At 57.8% G+C, this 16,183-nt stretch carries 13 protein-coding genes; all 13 read left to right on the top strand.

What is annotated here, in order from left to right; translation table 11 throughout:
* The first annotated feature begins 3 nt into the window (after positions 1 to 3).
* The 13 genes from PH256_RS04640 to PH256_RS04580 all read left to right on the top strand — a co-directional run bounded on the left by PH256_RS04640 (position 4) and on the right by PH256_RS04580 (position 16,181).
* The gene (locus PH256_RS04640) at positions 4 to 2,565 is read left to right on the top strand and encodes an ABC transporter permease (RefSeq protein WP_270913176.1); all 2,562 of its coding nucleotides are present in this window, start codon (positions 4 to 6) and stop codon (positions 2,563 to 2,565) included.
* 191 nt (positions 2,566 to 2,756) lie between these two features.
* Positions 2,757 to 4,139 (top strand): tRNA (N6-isopentenyl adenosine(37)-C2)-methylthiotransferase MiaB, encoded by a 1,383-nt coding sequence (gene miaB, locus PH256_RS04635; RefSeq protein WP_270913175.1) that lies wholly within the window; start codon positions 2,757 to 2,759, stop codon positions 4,137 to 4,139.
* Between the two features lie 85 nt (positions 4,140 to 4,224).
* A complete protein-coding gene (locus PH256_RS04630) occupies positions 4,225 to 4,632 on the top strand; it encodes a YlbF family regulator (RefSeq protein WP_058962935.1) in 408 nt (135 codons plus the stop codon).
* A gap of 104 nt (positions 4,633 to 4,736) precedes the next feature.
* Entirely contained in the window at positions 4,737 to 7,331 is a 2,595-nt protein-coding gene (mutS, locus tag PH256_RS04625; RefSeq protein WP_270913173.1) for a DNA mismatch repair protein MutS, read from the top strand.
* A gap of 28 nt (positions 7,332 to 7,359) precedes the next feature.
* The gene (gene mutL, locus PH256_RS04620) at positions 7,360 to 9,426 is read left to right on the top strand and encodes a DNA mismatch repair endonuclease MutL (RefSeq protein WP_270913171.1); all 2,067 of its coding nucleotides are present in this window, start codon (positions 7,360 to 7,362) and stop codon (positions 9,424 to 9,426) included.
* Positions 9,419 to 10,366, top strand: coding sequence for a tRNA (adenosine(37)-N6)-dimethylallyltransferase MiaA (miaA, locus tag PH256_RS04615; RefSeq protein ID WP_270913170.1), 948 nt, complete (start codon positions 9,419 to 9,421; stop codon positions 10,364 to 10,366). Before mutL ends, miaA begins: the two co-directional genes overlap by 8 nt.
* A 90-nt stretch (positions 10,367 to 10,456) precedes the next feature.
* Complete coding sequence (locus tag PH256_RS04610; protein WP_270913169.1) at positions 10,457 to 11,674, top strand: HlyD family efflux transporter periplasmic adaptor subunit; 1,218 nt, start codon at positions 10,457 to 10,459, stop codon at positions 11,672 to 11,674.
* A 158-nt stretch (positions 11,675 to 11,832) separates the two neighbouring features.
* A complete protein-coding gene (locus PH256_RS04605; protein WP_087181445.1) occupies positions 11,833 to 12,279 on the top strand; it encodes a cell division protein SepF in 447 nt (148 codons plus the stop codon).
* A complete protein-coding gene (locus PH256_RS04600) occupies positions 12,263 to 13,060 on the top strand; it encodes a YlmH family RNA-binding protein (protein WP_270913168.1) in 798 nt (265 codons plus the stop codon). The genes PH256_RS04605 and PH256_RS04600 overlap by 17 nt, the downstream gene beginning before the upstream one ends.
* Positions 13,061 to 13,087: 27 nt before the next feature.
* Positions 13,088 to 13,870: a DivIVA domain-containing protein gene (locus tag PH256_RS04595; protein WP_270913167.1), complete on the top strand. Its 783-nt coding sequence runs from the start codon at positions 13,088 to 13,090 to the stop codon at positions 13,868 to 13,870.
* A gap of 85 nt (positions 13,871 to 13,955) precedes the next feature.
* A complete protein-coding gene (gene lspA, locus PH256_RS04590) occupies positions 13,956 to 14,453 on the top strand; it encodes a signal peptidase II (RefSeq protein WP_270913166.1) in 498 nt (165 codons plus the stop codon).
* Positions 14,440 to 15,372, top strand: coding sequence for an RluA family pseudouridine synthase (locus PH256_RS04585; RefSeq protein ID WP_087183984.1), 933 nt, complete (start codon positions 14,440 to 14,442; stop codon positions 15,370 to 15,372). Before lspA ends, PH256_RS04585 begins: the two co-directional genes overlap by 14 nt.
* Entirely contained in the window at positions 15,360 to 16,181 is an 822-nt protein-coding gene (locus PH256_RS04580; protein ID WP_087183985.1) for an HAD family hydrolase, read from the top strand. Before PH256_RS04585 ends, PH256_RS04580 begins: the two co-directional genes overlap by 13 nt.
* The last annotated feature ends 2 nt before the right edge of the window (positions 16,182 to 16,183 follow it).

Raw genomic sequence — 16,183 nt, 5'->3', positions numbered from 1 at the left:
GCTGTGTTAAAGATCGACAACCGCAAGGCTTTGTATCGCCTGGCGGACAAAAGCTTCCGGGCAAACCGGGGCCGTAATCTGATTGCTATATTGGCAATTGTACTCACCACCATCCTGTTCACCAGTGTGTTTTCCATTGGCGGCAATTTGATTGCTTCCTTTCAATACAGCACCATGCTCCAGTCCGGAGGCAGTGCCCACGGCACCTTCAAGGACCTTACCCAGGAGCAGTTTGAACAGCTCAAGCAGGTGGCCCCGGCGGGTGCCATTCTGGACCGGAATATCATTTGTGCCTATGAGGTGGAAAATCCGGAGTTCTTAAAGCGTCATCTGGAGCTGTGGTATCAGCAGCCGGATGCCTACGAGCGCCGGTTCTGCCAGCTGACCGGCGGCCGTGCACCCCAGGCAGCGAACGAGATTGCCATGGACGAGCGCAGCCTGGAGCTGCTGGGTATCACTCCCGAGGAAGGGCAGACCATTACGCTGCAGCTGAAGATGGGCTATGACCAGCCGGTGATTGAGCGTCAGTTCACGCTGGTGGGCTGGTTCGGCTACAGTGATATCATGAACACGGGCTTTGGTATCGTGAGCGAAGCCTATCTCACGGAGCATGCCGATGAACTGGCCGAGGCAAGCGAGCAGACCGGCAGCCAGGTGGGATTGATTCAGTGTGACGTAACCTTTTCCAATGGCATGAATATCAGCGGTAAGCTGCGGGCCATGGCCGAAAAGGCGGGCCTTGCGGAAGAGGTGGAGTGGAACGAAAACTGGGCCTATGTGGGGGCTGGCATTACCGACTGGACCAGCATCGGCGCAGTGGCAGGACTTCTTCTGCTCATCATGCTCACCGGATATCTGATTATCTATAACATCTTTCAGATTTCCGTCATGCAGGACATCCGCTATTATGGGCTGCTGAAAACCATCGGGACCACCGCAAAACAGATCCGGCAGATTCTGCGCCGCCAGGCGCTGGTGCTGTGCGGCTTTGGAATCCCTGTGGGGCTGGTGCTGGGCTTTTTGCTGGGCACCGCGTTTACACCGCTCATTTTGCAGATGCTCAATACGGTGGACGAGGTCAAACTGGCGCTGAACCCGGCGGTTTTTCTGGGGGCTGCGGCCTTTTCGGTGATCACCGTGCTGCTAAGCATGCGTAAGCCCGCCCGGCTTGCCGCAAAGGTTTCTCCGGTGGAGGCTGTCCGGTATACCGAAGGAAACGGCAAGGCTGCCAAAAAGGCAAAGCGTTCCACCGGCGGCGGGAAGCTCTGGCGGATGGCTCTGTCCAATGTGGGGCGCAACAAGCGCCGCGCCGTGCTGGTGGTTCTTTCCATGAGTCTTTCGCTGGTGCTCATGAACAGTGTGTTCACGCTGACGGGCAGCTTTGACATGGACAAATATCTGGCCCGTTTTATCAAAACGGATTTTGTGGTGGCAAATGCCCGCTATTGGGGAATTGACTCCTTCCGGGCGCTGGACGGTGAGGATGCGGTGAGCGATACATTGATTGCCAATGTGCAGGCGCAGGAGGGCTTTGTGCAGGGCGGAGCGATCTGGTGCGACATCTATTCCTGGGTGGAGGAGTATCAGTGGCCGGAGGATACCATCTGGGACGAAGCGGGGAACCCCTGCCGGAATGACGGAAAAAACCGGCCCCAGGCGGTGGACGAGGGAAAGAATCCTCTCACCGTAATCTATGGAGCGGATGATTTCATTCTGAACAATCTGCAGGTGATGGAAGGGGAGCGCGACCCGGAAACGATCCTGCAGAAGCTTTCCACCGGTGAATACATTCTGTTTGCAGGTCAGGTGAACGACGAAGGTAAGCTGGAGCCAAACCAGCGCCACAAAGCGGGCGATGTGGTTACCCTGTACGATGCAGATGGCGCCCGGCATACCTTCACCATCCTCTCGGTGATCAACCCCGCCTATTACTGCGAGACAGCGCAGGCCAGCTTTTCCGAATTTGTCTATTACACCACAGCGGATGTGTATGCGGGAATGTGCAACACCGCCAACAAGATGAACTATGCCTTTGAGGTGGAGCCGGAGTCGGTGGACGCCATGGAGCAATACCTGAACCTCTACACCACGCAGATCGACCCGCTGATGGATTACCGTTCCCGGGATGGCTATATCCAGGAGTATTCTGGAATTCGGTTCCTGTTCGTGGCGGTGGGCGGCTCGCTCTCGCTGGTGATCGGGTTGATCGGTGTACTGAACTTCATCAACTCCATCCTGACGGGCATTGTGACCCGCCGCCGGGAATTTGCCATGCTGGAGGCCATCGGCATGACCAGGCGGCAGCTTCAAACGATGGTCATGCTGGAGGGCAGCTGCTATGCGTTGTTCACCGTCCTGTGCAGTCTGGCCGTTGGGGTCGGCGTTTCACTGCTGTGCGTGAAGCCGCTGGTGGATGGCCTGTTCTTTACCAGCTACCGGTTTGTGATTTGGCCGCTTCTGGCGGCGGTTCCGGTGCTGGTTGTGCTGGGGCTGCTGGTTCCGCGGCTGGCTCTGCACTTCGGTGCCGGGCAGCCGGTGGTGGAACGGATGAGGCAGACGGAATAACCGGAAAAATAGGATAGAAAACAAGCCCCGGCCGCTGAAAAATGCTTTTCGGCGGCCGGGGCTTTTGCCTGTCTGCAATTTTACTGTGGGAGGCGTGGATATCCGGCGCAAAGGGCTTGTGAAACAGGGAAAAGTATTGTATACTAAAACGGTGTATTGAAACCAAGCTATTTTCAGAAGGAGCTCAAATTTTGGAGATCATTCATTTTGAACATAACAAACAGGCGGCGGAGCTGGTGGCCAAATGGTACGACAGCCCCCCGCTGGCCTATGTGCATTCCTTCGGCTGCCAGCAGAACGTGAACGACGGCGAGAAGATCAAGGGCGTTCTGGCGGACATCGGCTACGGCATGTGCGACTCGGTGGAGGAGGCGGACCTGATCCTCTTCAACACCTGCGCGGTGCGGGAGCACGCGGAGCAGCGGGTCTTCGGCAACGTGGGCGCGCTCAAGCGGCTGAAAAAGGACAAGCCCGGCCTGATCATCGGTCTGTGCGGCTGCATGGCCCAGCAGCAGAGTATTGTGGACAAAATCCGCGAAAGCTATCCCTTTGTGGACATCGTGTTTGGTGTGAACGGCATCGACACCCTGCCCCAGCTGCTGTGCGAGAAGATCGCCGGCAACAAAAAGCGCATCCTGCTCACACCCACCGAGCGGGCCGAGGTGGTGGAGGAGACCCCCATTCGCCGGGATTCCAATTTCCGGGCCTGGCTGCCCATCATGTACGGCTGCGATAACTTCTGCACCTACTGCATCGTACCTTACGTACGCGGGCGGGAGCGCAGCCGCCGCAGCGCGGACATTCTGGCCGAGTTCAAGGAGCTGGTGGCTGCGGGCTACAAGGAGATCACTCTGCTGGGGCAGAACGTGAACTCCTACGGTAAGGGCCTGGAGGAGCAGATTGACTTCTCCGATCTTTTGAACCTGCTGTGCACTGTGCCCGGCGATTATCACATTCGCTTCATGACCAGCCATCCCAAGGATGCCAGCCGCAAGCTGATCGACACCATCGCCGCGCAGGACAAGATCTGCAACCATCTGCATCTGCCGGTGCAGAGCGGCAGCGACCGGATTCTGGCCCAGATGAACCGTCATTACACCGTAGCCCAGTATCTGGAGCTGATGGATTATGCCAAGGAGAAGATCCCCGGCATCACCTTCTCCAGCGACATCATCGTGGGCTTCCCCGGCGAGACCGAGGAGGATTTTGAGGGCACGCTGGAGCTGATCCGCAAGGTGGGCTACATGCAGCTGTTCACCTTCATCTATTCCAAGCGCAGCGGTACCAAGGCCGCCACCATGCCGGACCCCATTACCCGCAAGGAGAAGACCGACCGCATGGCCCGGCTACTCAGCGTGCAGGACGAGATCGCCCGCAAGCTGGTGGCAGACATGACCGGCCAGACTCAGCGTGTGCTGGTAGAGGGCCCCGGGCGGGATGAAGGCACTCTTTCCGGCCGCCTGACCAACAATCTGGTAGTGGAGTTTACCGCCGAGCCCTCTCTGGTGGGCAGCTATGCCATGGTACACCTGACCGGTTCCCGCGGAACGGTGCTCAAAGGCGAACTTGTGTGAAAAAACTGCGCGAGCCGCTGTTTTTTGTAATTTTGTGGTATAATATTTTTATTATATAAATTGTTCCAATCAAAGGAGAATTATCATGGACGTTATCGACCTGTTTAAGAAAGCCGCCGCAGCCCTGCAGACCGACGCCCGCTACCTGGCGCTGGACGCTGCCCGCAAAGCCAACGATGCGGACGAGACCCTGCAGAACATGATCGGCGAGTTCAATCTGGCCCGTCTGGATCTGAACAACGAGATTGCCAAGGACGAGCGCGACGAGGCGAAGGTGGCCGAGCTGAACGCCAAGGTCAACCAGCTGTACACCGACATCATGAACAGCGAGAGCATGGTTGCTTACAATGAGGCCAAGGCTGAGGCTGAAGCCCTGATCGGTTACATCGACGCCATCATCAACACCGCGATGAACGGCGGCGACCCCATGACCGTACAGGAGCCCCAGGCCGGCTGCAGCGGCAGCTGCTCTTCCTGCTCCGGCTGCCACTAAAAGGCATTTGCCATAAAAGCGTTCGTGCGGCCCGGAGGGTGCTGAGTTCCAGTGCTCTTTGGGCCGCACTCTTTCCCGTCTAAAAAATGCAGAGGTGATAACCGTTGGCACAGCTTTCGCCCATGATGGCGCAATACTTCGAGATCAAAAAGAAGCATAAGGACGAGATCGTCTTCTTCCGGTTGGGCGATTTTTACGAGATGTTCTACGACGACGCGATCCTGGCGTCCAAGGAACTGGAGCTTACCCTCACCGGCCGCGACTGCGGGCAGGAGGAGCGGGCACCCATGTGCGGCGTGCCCTTCCACAGCTATGAAAGCTATGTGGCGAAGCTGATCGCAAAGGGCTACAAGGTTGCTATCTGTGAGCAGATGGAGGACCCCGCCACTGCCAAGGGCCTCGTCAAGCGGGATATTATCCGAGTAATCACACCGGGTACCGTGATCGAGAGCAGCATGCTGCAGGACGACAAAAACAACTACATCGGCAGTGTATACTTAAAGAACGGATGCATCGGCGTCTGCTTTGCTGACGTTTCCACCGGCAGCGCCCATACCACCGAACTGGTGGGGGAGAAGCTTTCCACCCAGCTGATTGCGGAGCTGTGCCGCTACAATCCCAGTGAGCTGCTGTTCAATACAGCCCTTTTGGATTTCAAGGACGTGACTGCTTACATCAAGCAGCATATGACCTGCTCGGTGGAGCTGATGGAGGACGAGTGCTATGCTCCGGACGAGGTGGAGCGTCTGCTGACCGAGCAATTCGGCGCGGACTGGTCCAAGGCCACCGGCCTTTCCCGGGATGGCAATGCCCACGCGGCACTGAGTGCGCTGCTGGGTTATCTGCACCGCACCCAGAAAAAAGGCGTAGAGCGGCTTAAGTTGGTACATAGCTATGCCGAAGCCCAGTATATGCAGCTTTCCCCGGTGACCCGTGCCAATCTGGAGTTGACCGAGACCATGCGCGGCCGGGAAAAGCGGGGCACCCTGCTCTGGGTGCTGGACAAGACCCAGACTGCCATGGGCAAGCGCCTTTTGCGCAGCTGGCTGGAGCAGCCTCTGGTAAGCTCGGTGGCCATCAACCGCCGCCTCAACTGTGTGCAGGCCCTTTACAGCGAAAACATCCAGCGGGCCGAGCTAAGCGAGGCGCTGTCCCACGTGTTCGACATGGAGCGGCTGATGACCCGCACGGTTTACGGCTCCGCCACCCCCAAGGAGATCTACGCACTGGCCAGTACCTGCACCCAGCTGCCTCTGATTCGGGAGCTGGCCTCCGGGTGCAGCTGCCCGGAACTGGAGGAACTGGCCCAGCGCATTGATCCGCTGGAGGATATCCGGGACCGTATTTTTGCCGCGCTGGAAGAGGAGACCCCCGCCACCCTGAAGGATGGCGGCGTGATCAAGCAGGGCTACAACGCCGAAGTGGACGAGCTGCGCGACATCGTACACGGCGGCAAGGGCTATCTGTCCCAGCTGGAAGCCCGCATGAAAGAGGAGACCGGCATCCGCACCCTGAAGGTGGGCTACAACCGGGTGTTTGGTTACTATCTGGAGGTCAGCAAGTCCTTCACCGACCAGGTGCCCGAGAATTTTATCCGCAAGCAGACCCTGGCCAACGCGGAGCGTTACATCACCGAGGAGCTCAAGCAGCTTGAGGGGAAAATCCTGGGGGCAAGCGAGCGACTGCTGGCGCTGGAGCGGCAGCTGTTCGAGGACCTGCTGCAGGACCTCTCCGCCCAGATTCTGCGGGTACAGAACACCGCCTCCGCCCTGGCTCAGCTGGACGTATTCACGGCACTTGCCCAGGTGGCTGTAAACAACAACTATGTGCGCCCGGTGGTGGACGACGGTGACGAGCTGATTATCACCGAAGGCCGCCATCCGGTCATCGAGCAGATGCTCAAGGGCAGCCTGTTCGTGCCCAACAACACCCTGCTGGACTGTGGGGAAAACAATATGCTCATCATCACCGGCCCCAACATGGCCGGTAAATCCACCTACATGCGCCAGAATGCACTAATCACTCTGATGGCGCAGATCGGCAGCTTTGTTCCGGCCCAGGAATGCCGGGTGGGCGTGGTGGACGCCATCTTCACCCGCGTGGGTGCGTCGGATGATCTGGCTGCCGGTCAGTCCACCTTCATGGTGGAGATGACCGAGGTGGCCGAGATTCTGCAATACGCCACAAAGCGCAGCCTGGTCATTCTGGACGAGATCGGCCGCGGTACCTCCACCTTCGACGGCATGAGCATTGCACGGGCAGTGGTGGAGCATATCGCCGGGCAGATTGGCTGCAAGACCTTGTTTGCCACCCATTACCATGAGCTGACCGAGCTGGAAAGCGCCATGGACTGCGTGAAAAACTACAACATCGCAGTGAAGAAGCGGGGCGATGACATCACCTTCCTGCGGCGAATTGTGCGCGGCCCGGCCGATGACAGCTACGGCATTCAGGTGGCAAAGCTCGCCGGCTTGCCGGACAGTGTGACCAAACGGGCCAAAGAGGTGCTGCGCGCACTGGAGGCGTCCGCACCCAAAAAGCAGCAGGTGGAGCAGCTGGACTTCGGCGTGGTGGAGGAGATGAGCAGCCCGGCGCTGCCCAGCGAGATTCTGGACAAGCTGCGCGATACCGATCTGAACACCCTGACCGGTATCGAAGGGCTGCAATTCCTGTGTGAAATCAAAAACGCGCTGCAATAAGGCGGCGTTTTCAGGGAGGTGACCGGATTTGGCGGTCATACATATTCTGGATAAGCATACGGCAGAGCTGATCGCCGCCGGTGAGGTGGTGGAGCGGCCTGCTTCCGTAGTAAAGGAACTGCTGGAGAATTCCATTGATGCCGGAGCCACGAAGGTTGCGGTCACCATTGAACGGGGCGGCGTTTCGCTGATCCAGGTGGCGGACAACGGCAGCGGCATCGAGGCGGAATACATTTCCACCGCGTTTATCCGCCACGCCACCAGCAAAATTCAAACCCAGGAGGATCTGGAGAGCATCCACACCCTGGGTTTCCGCGGCGAGGCGCTTGCCTCCATTGCCAGCGTGGCCCGGGTGGAGGTGCTCACCCGCACCGAGCCGGACGAGTTTGCATGCTGCTACCGCATCGAGGGCGGTGAGGAGCTTGGTATGGAGCCGGGGGCACGGCCCATCGGCACCACTATCTCGGTACGGGACCTTTTCTACAATACCCCCGCCCGGATGAAGTTTTTGAAGAAGGATTCCAGCGAAGGTACCTTCGTGGGCGAGACGGTCAGCCGAATTGCCCTGTCTCACCCCGAGGTGAGCGTATCTTTTATCCGTGAAGGCAAATTGCTTTACAAGACTCCCGGCGACGGAGATCTGCGCAGTGCGGTTTATGCGGTGCTGGGCAAGGAGTTCGCTCGGGACCTTCTGCCGGTAAAAAGCAGTATGGGTAACTATTCCGTGTCCGGCCTGATCACTCCGCCTCGAGCCTGCCGGGCCAGCCGGGGCATGCAGTTCTTCTTCATCAACGGGCGGTTCGTAAAGAACCGCACCATGATGGCCGCAATGGAGAACGCATACCGGGGAACCCTGATGCAGGGCAAGTTTCCCGGCTGTGTACTGATGCTGGATATGCCCGCACAGCTGGTGGATGTGAATGTGCACCCCGCTAAAACCGAGGTGCGCTTTGCCCGGGAAAACGATGTGTTTGATGCAGTTTACGGCGCGGTGAAAAACGCGCTGGGTCAGCCCGGCAGTGGGGAGCAGCAGTTCCAGTTCGCTGCCGGGCAATCGCCCGAAAAGGAGCCGGTCAAGCAGCCCGCAGCGCAGCCGGAAGCAGCGAAAAAAGTATTTGATTTTGCTGTGAAGCGAGATGACTTTACAGCAAAAACGGAGCCGAAAAAGGCGGAAATCAGCGGAATCTGGCCGGTTCTGCCCAAAAAGGAGGAGCCGCTGGAGCCCATCGTTACGATACCGGATGAAGAGGACGCCCCGCGCATCTCCCGCGTTTGGCAAAGCAGTCAAAGTGGCTTTGCGAAGCCGGTGGGAGAAAGCTTCCATTCGGAGCCGGTGCCGCTGGCAAAATACGCCGAGCCGGAGCAAACCAGGGAAGAGCCTGTCGCTCAATGGGATACGGTGAAGCCCGTGCCTCAGCCGGAGCCGGCGAAACCGGAAGTGCCTGCGGAGCAGACGGTATTCTCCCCGCCGGAGGCAGAGTCGCTGGAGCCCCGGCAGCAGACAATGGAGCCGGAGCAGACCAGTCAGCCATTGCAATACGTGGGCGAGGTGTTCAAAACCTACATCATCACCCAACGCGGACAGGAGATGTGCCTGATCGACAAGCACGCAGCCCACGAGCGCATTCTGTATGAACGGCTGGCCGCAGATTACGGCAAGGTGAGCAGCCAGCTGCTGCTTGCCCCCGTCACGGTGAACCTTTCTGCGGAAGAGAAAAACGCCATTCTGGAGCATGAGGCCCTGTTGCGGGATGCAGGCGTGGAAACCGAGGATTTCGGCGGCAGCACGGTGCTGGTCCGTTCGGTTCCGGCCGATGTGGAAACTCCGGACGTGGAAGGTCTGATCTGTGAGCTGGCTGCAAAGCTGGCCCGAGGCAGCCGGGATGCTTTGAGCGAGAAGACCGAGTGGGTGCTGCATTCCATCGCCTGTCGGGCGGCCATCAAGGCGGGCGATCGCACCGCCAGCGCCGAGCTGATGCATCTGGCGCAGGATATTCTGGACGGCAAGGTGCCGCCCTTCTGCCCCCATGGCAGACCGGTGGTGTTGAAATTGACAAAGAAGGAGCTGGAAAAACAGTTTGGGCGGATTGGATAAACCGAGAGTTCTCGCCATCGGCGGACCCACAGCTTCCGGCAAGACCTCTTTGTCGGTGGAGTTGGCCAAGCGTTTGAACGGCGAGGTGATCTGTGTGGACTCCATGCAGATCTACCGGGGGCTGGATGTGGGCACCGCAAAGGTGACTGAAGAGGAGATACAGGGAGTGCCTCACCATCTGGTGGGCTTTCTGGCACCGGAGGAAGCCTTCAGCGTGGCGGACTTTGTCGCGCTGGCAGACCGGTGCATCCGGGATATCAGTGCCCGGGGCAAGCTGCCGGTGCTGGTGGGCGGAACCGGCCTGTACATGGAAAGTCTGCTGTGCGGGCTTCGTTTTGCCGAGCAGAAGACAGACCCGGCTGTGCGCAGGCAGCTGGAAGAACAGGCAGAACTGCTGGGAGCCGATGCCATGCACGAAAAGCTGGCGAAGATCGACCCGGAATACGCGGCCACGGTCCATCCCAACAATGTGGGGCGGGTGCTGCGGGCTCTGGAGCTGTTCCAGGTAACCGGCGTTACCATGACCCGGCAGCGTGCGGAATCAAAGCCGAGTGAGCCTCCCTACGACAGTCTGCTGTTCTGCATCGGGTTTGAGGACCGGAGTGCTCTGTATCAGCGAATCGACCGCCGGGTGGATTTGATGCTGGAACAGGGGATTCTCGAGGAGGCCCAGCTGGTCTATGACCACCGGGATACCTACCGGACTGCAGCGCAAGCCATCGGATACAAGGAATTCTTTCCGTATCTTTGCGGGGAAAGCCCGCTGGAACCCTGTGTGGAAAAGCTCAAGCAGGCATCCCGCAACTATGCAAAGCGGCAGCTTACCTGGTTCCGGCGGATGCCCCAGACCATCTGGCTGGATGGCATGCGAGGCAATCTGGAAGAGCAGGCCTGGGCATACATTCAAGAGCGCTGGCCGCAGTTGAATCTCGGTCTGTGAGACTGTAACCCAGTTCAATTACAACGGGAGATGCAGGGCCATCCGCCGAACAGCTGCGGTTCAAATTCATTGCAATAGGAGGAGCGAAGCATGCGAAGCTCCAAACAAAAAATTATCACAGCAGTGGTGCTGGCGGTGCTCGTGCTGCCGGCAATATATCTGGGGGTTCAGCTGTTTGCTATTCTGAACCGTCCCTACCGCACGGAAACGGCGGTGGAATACACCATGTCTGACAGCGTTTTTGCCAACGGCTATGTGGTGTTCGATCAGACCGCGGTGGAAGGCAGCGGCGATTTGGGGTACCTGGTGGAAAACGGCGAGCGTGTGGCGGCCGGCACCGCAGTGGCGGAGGTTTATGCCAGCACTGAACAGGCACAGAGCCGCCGCCAGTTGGAGGAGCTGGAGACTCAGCTCAGTCTGCTGGAAAAATCCGAAAACACCAGTGGTACCGATGTGGACATGCTCTATAAGCAGCAGCAGAACGCATTGTACGATCTGCTGGACTGCATCGACATGCAAGCCTACGATCAGGTGAAAGAGGCAGGCAACCAGTATCTTCTGGCGGCAAACAAGATCCAGATCATGACCGGCGCAGTAAGCAATTTTGATCAGGCCAAGCAGGAACTGCAGGCACAGAAGGATCAGGCGGAGGCTCAGCTGGGTCAGCCGGAAACCATCTCTGCGCCGGTGGGCGGCTACTTTGTGGCCTCTGATTCGGCGGATCTGCTCTCGCTGACGAGGGAGCAGCTGGATGAAATGGATGCGGCTACGCTGGCGCAGTCCATTGAGGACGGCGAGGGCGTGCAACCCCTGGAGGGCGCGGGTAAGATCGTAACCAGTTATACCTGGTATTTCTACGGTACCTGCAGCCTGGAAGAGGGCAAAAAGTTCGAGAATGTGTCCAGCGTTCAGATCAGCTTCCCGGGTGCGGCAGAAAAGACACTTCCGGCCACGGTGGAGTCCATCGAGCTGAATGAGGAACAGGGGCTTGCCAAATTTGTGCTGCACTGTGAATACATCGGCGCCGATGTGCTGGGCCTTTCACTGGAGGAGGCGAAGATCGACTTCGAGTCCTACGAGGGCCTGCGTGTGGATGCAGACGCGCTGCATATTGTGGATGGCGAAAAGGGCGTCTATGTGAAGTATGGCAATCTGGCGCGCTGGCGTAAGATTCAGATCGTCTATCAGAACGATGAATATATGCTGGTAGCAGAGGACGGCAAGGTTGGTACCGACAATGAGCTGCGCATGTTTGACGAGGTAATTGTGGAAGGTACGGACCTGCGGGACGGAAAGATCCTGAGCTGATTAGAGCCGCGTGAAAATTTATGGAAGCAGCCAAAAAAATGATTTTGTTTGTTGACAGGTTGCCGAAAAACGGCGATAATATATACTAACTTATTCTATATTTTTCTTGCATGAAAAAGGTCAATCTTATCAATGCACATTGGAAGGAGCAATGAAAGATGTTTGATAAAGTGAAAAGCATGCTGGGCGTGGGTGACGAAGCCGAGGACGACTACTACGATACCGACGATATGTTCATCAATCCCTCCCGCGGTGGCGCTGCCCCCGAAGAGGATTATCCGCCGGAAAATACCGGTAAACGCAATAAGGTGGTAAACATCAATGCCACCACTCAGCTGCAGGTGGTTCTGGTCAAACCCGAACGGTTTGATGACGCCAGCACTGTGGCGGATCATCTGAATGCCAAGCGCACCGTTGTGCTGAATCTGGAGTCCACGAACAAAGAGGTTTCCCGCCGTCTGGTGGACTTTTTGTCCGGCGTGGCCTACGCGAACAACGGCCAGATGAAGCGTGTGGCCAACAGCACTTTCATCATCACTCCCTATAACGTGGATATTATGGGTGATCTGCTGGACGAGCTGGAGAGCAATGGCGTATTCTTCTGATCCGATTGCCCAGCGGGGCTTTGTTCCGCCGCAGAACGATCAGGAACGGCTGGTGATGCGCCGGATTCAGGACCTGTGCGAAATCGCCATGCGCAAGGGAATTGCACGCTACAGCACCTTTCTGAGTGACCGGGAACAGACGTTGGCACAAGCTGCGCTGAACCGGGAGGGGTGTGAGGAGTATTCCTTCGATGGCGGCTATCCTTTTGCAGAGCGAAAAATCCTGTGCATCGAACCGGTGGGGTCTTGCGGGACCCTGCCCATTGCTTGTGTTCAGGTGGAGTGCTTCCGTGCGCAGGATGTGCCCGCCCACAAGGATTATCTGGGCGCGGTTCTGGGCCTTGGGCTGGACCGATCCAGCATCGGCGATATTGTACTTGACCCCCAGATGCCGGGCACGGCCTATGTATTTGCGCTGGAACCGGCAGCGGAGCTGCTTTGCAATGAACTTGCCAGTGTGGGCCGGTATTCCGTTCACACGCAGCGCTTTTACGGAGAGATTCCGGTGCAGGAGCCGGAGCGAACCCGGCAGAGCGCTACGGTTTCGTCCCTTCGGGCGGACGCAGTCCTGGCGGCGATGCTTCGATGCAGCCGTGGTCAGGCCGCTGATCTTGTGCGCGGCGGCCGGCTGGAGATCAATCATGTGGCTGTGAGCAATCCGCATGCACCGGTGTATCAGGGCGACCTGTTCACGGTGCGGGGGAGCGGCCGGTTTCGCCTGGAGGAGATTGGCGGAAAAAGCAAAAAAGATCGCCAATTTATTACATTTTTTCAATACTGATACCAGAAGCACTGGAGGAATTAAATTATGATCTCACCGCAGGAAATCCGCAGCGTCACGTTCGACAAGGTCATGCGTGGATATCGGCCGGAGGACGTGGACGCCTTTTTGCAGCAGGTGGCTCAGGATATGGAGCAGCTGGCCGCGGACAACGCCGACAAGGAGAAGAAATTGTACATCCTTGCGGAGAAGATCGAAGAGTACCGGCGGGACGAAGACAACCTGAAGACTGCGCTGCTGAATGCGCAGCGGATGGGCGAAAGCGTGATCCGTGAAGCCAAACAGAAGGCGGAGTCTTTGCTGCGCGAGGCCGGCATCCGGGCCGATACCCTCACCCGGGTGGCTCAGGAGCAGAGCGAAGAGCAGCAGCAGGAGCTGGAGCGCGTCAAGGCCGAGGTGGCTCATTTCAAGAATACCCTGCTGGCCATGTATAAGCAGCACATCGAGCTGATCAGTGGTCTGCCTGGCGATGAAGAGGCAGAGGAAGCCGAGCCTGTGGTGGAGACTGTTGAGCCTGTGCAGGAGGAAGTACCTCAGGCACAGCCGGAGGAAGAGGCACAGCCCGAGCAGGCTCCCGCTGCGGAGGAGCCGAAGGCGGAGACGATGCAGTTCCCCGATCTGTCTGAGCTCTACGGAGAGCAGTCCAGTGAGCCGTCCGGCAATATGCTGGATACCGTGGAAGAGTTCTTTGAGGAAGATTTTTCCGCGCAGAGCTTCAGCCAGCAGCCCACAGAAGAGCCCAAGCAGGCGGAGCAGCCTGAGCAGGCCCCTGCGTTCCAGGGATTCAAGGGAATCCAGTTCACCGATTGATCGGAATAAAACACTAGGGAAGGCGGCGTTTTGAAAAAGGCGCCGCCTTTGCTGCGAAACGGAAGACTAAAGGAGAACATTTGTTTTGGCAACTGTATTGATTACCGCCGCTGTGGTGGCGTTGCTTGTGATTTTGGACCAGGCCATCAAACTCTGGGCGACGGCAGTGCTCGCCCCGGTGGGGGCAATGCCGCTTATCCCCGGCGTAGTGGAGCTGCGCTATTACCTGAATGACGGCGCAGCCTTCAGCAGCTTCAGCGGTCAGCAGCTGTTCCTGATCGTTTTTACAAGTGTGGCGATGGTAGCCATTGCAGCCTATCTGCTGATCAAACGCCCGGCCCGTAAGCTGGAATATTGGGCCTGGGTGCTGGTTCTGGCAGGCGGAATCGGAAACTGGATCGACCGGGTGTTTAATCATCAGGTTGTGGATTACATCAACTTCCTGTTTATCCGCTTTGCGATCTTTAACCTGGCGGACATATTGGTTTGCACGGGAATCGGCCTGCTTGTCCTGAATCTGATTCTGGAAGAGCTGGCAGCCAAAAAGAAGGCTTCTGGAGAAAAAACGGATGGAACGATTTGAATTTGTGGTGCAGCCTGAGCAGGCAGGCGATCGGCTTGACCGGTTTCTGGCTGCACAGACCGGGCTTTCCCGCAGTGCGCTGCAGCAGCTGATGGAGCAGGGAGGCGTGCTTTACGCTGGTAAGCCTGCCGCGAAAAATCAGAAGATTCAGCCGGGAATTGCTATCTGCGTGGAAGTGCCTGAGGCTCAGCCATTGGACGCGGTGCCCCAGGATATTCCGGTGGATATTGTCTATGAGGACGAGCACCTTCTGGTGGTGAATAAGCCTAAGGGGATGGTGGTGCATCCTGCACCTGGGAATCCGGACGGTACACTGGTAAATGCACTGTTGTATCATTGTGCGGGCCGGCTTTCCAGTATCGGGGGCGTAGTGCGCCCGGGCATCGTCCACCGCATTGACAAGGATACCAGTGGCCTGCTGGTGGTGGCAAAAGACGATGCTACCCACACCGGACTGTCGGAGCAGATGGCCGTCCACAGCATTAACCGGGTGTATCAGACTGTGGTGTATGGCGGTTTTGCAAACGATGAGGGTTTTGTGGAAGCGCCCATCGGCCGCCATAAAATCGACCGAAAAAAGATGGCAGTCACCGAGCAGAACTCCAAATATGCATACACCGCCTATCATGTGCTGGGGCGTTATCAAGGATTCAGCCATCTGGAGTGCAGGTTGAAGACCGGCCGGACCCATCAGATTCGGGTCCATATGGCAAGTATCGGCCATCCGGTGGCCGGCGACCCGGTCTACGGGCCCAAAAACGTGATCAAGAGCTTGCAGGGGCAATGCCTGCATGCAAAAACGCTGGGATTTGTGCATCCGATCACCGGCGAATATCTGGAATTCGACAGTGAGCTGCCGGAGTATTTCACCCGCTTTTTGCGCTCGCTGGGAAAGGAGCAGGAGGAATGGAGCAGCTGAAAAATTACCTTGTGGTCTGCGATATGGACAACACCCTGCTCACGGCCAAGGAGGGCATCCCTGCCTGTAATCTGGCGGCCATCCGGCTGTTTATGGCCATGGGTGGGCGCTTTACTGTGGCCACCGGCCGCCCGCCGGAATCGATCCGGGCGGCGCTGCAGGGGCTGGAGCTTTCCTGCCCAGCCATTGCGTGCGGCGGTTCGGTGCTGTATGATCTGCGTGCAAATGAGGCTGTGGATCAGCATTTTCTGAACCAGGAATCCGCTGTGCAGGCCATTGAGGAAGCGATGGCCGCATTCCCGGATCTGGGCGTAGAGATCATGGTGGAGGAGGGCCGTCCCTATGTGGTGCGGGCCAACCAATACACCACCGCACATATGAAGGACGAAAAGATGGGCTGTGTGCTCTGTCCGCTGGACCAGGTTCCGGCGAACTGGGCCAAAGTGGTTTTTGCGGCGCACCCTGCAGCCCTGTTCAAAGTGCAGCAGTATTTTGCGGACAAAAGTTATCCCGGGTTGCAGTTTGTGTCAACCAACTTCATCTATTTTGAGATTATGCCGGAGCAGGTCTCGAAAGCGTCCGCACTGAAAGAGCTTTGCCGCAGGGAACTCATCCCTATGGAACATACCATCGTGATCGGCGATTACTTCAATGATCTGGAGCTGATGGCCGCCGCCGGCTATTCGGTGGCTGTGGGCAACGCGCCGCCGGAGGTGCAGAATGCCGCCGACGAGGTGGTTGCCCGCTGCACGGATGGGGGCGTGGGTGAGTACCTGTATGCATTGGTTAAAAAACAAGAGGGAAAATAACG

Origin of the sequence: Allofournierella sp. CML151 (assembly GCF_027853465.1) — a bacterium.
Classification (GTDB): Bacteria; Bacillota; Clostridia; order Oscillospirales; family Ruminococcaceae; genus Allofournierella.
This window is presented reverse-complemented; position numbering and strand designations above follow the sequence as displayed.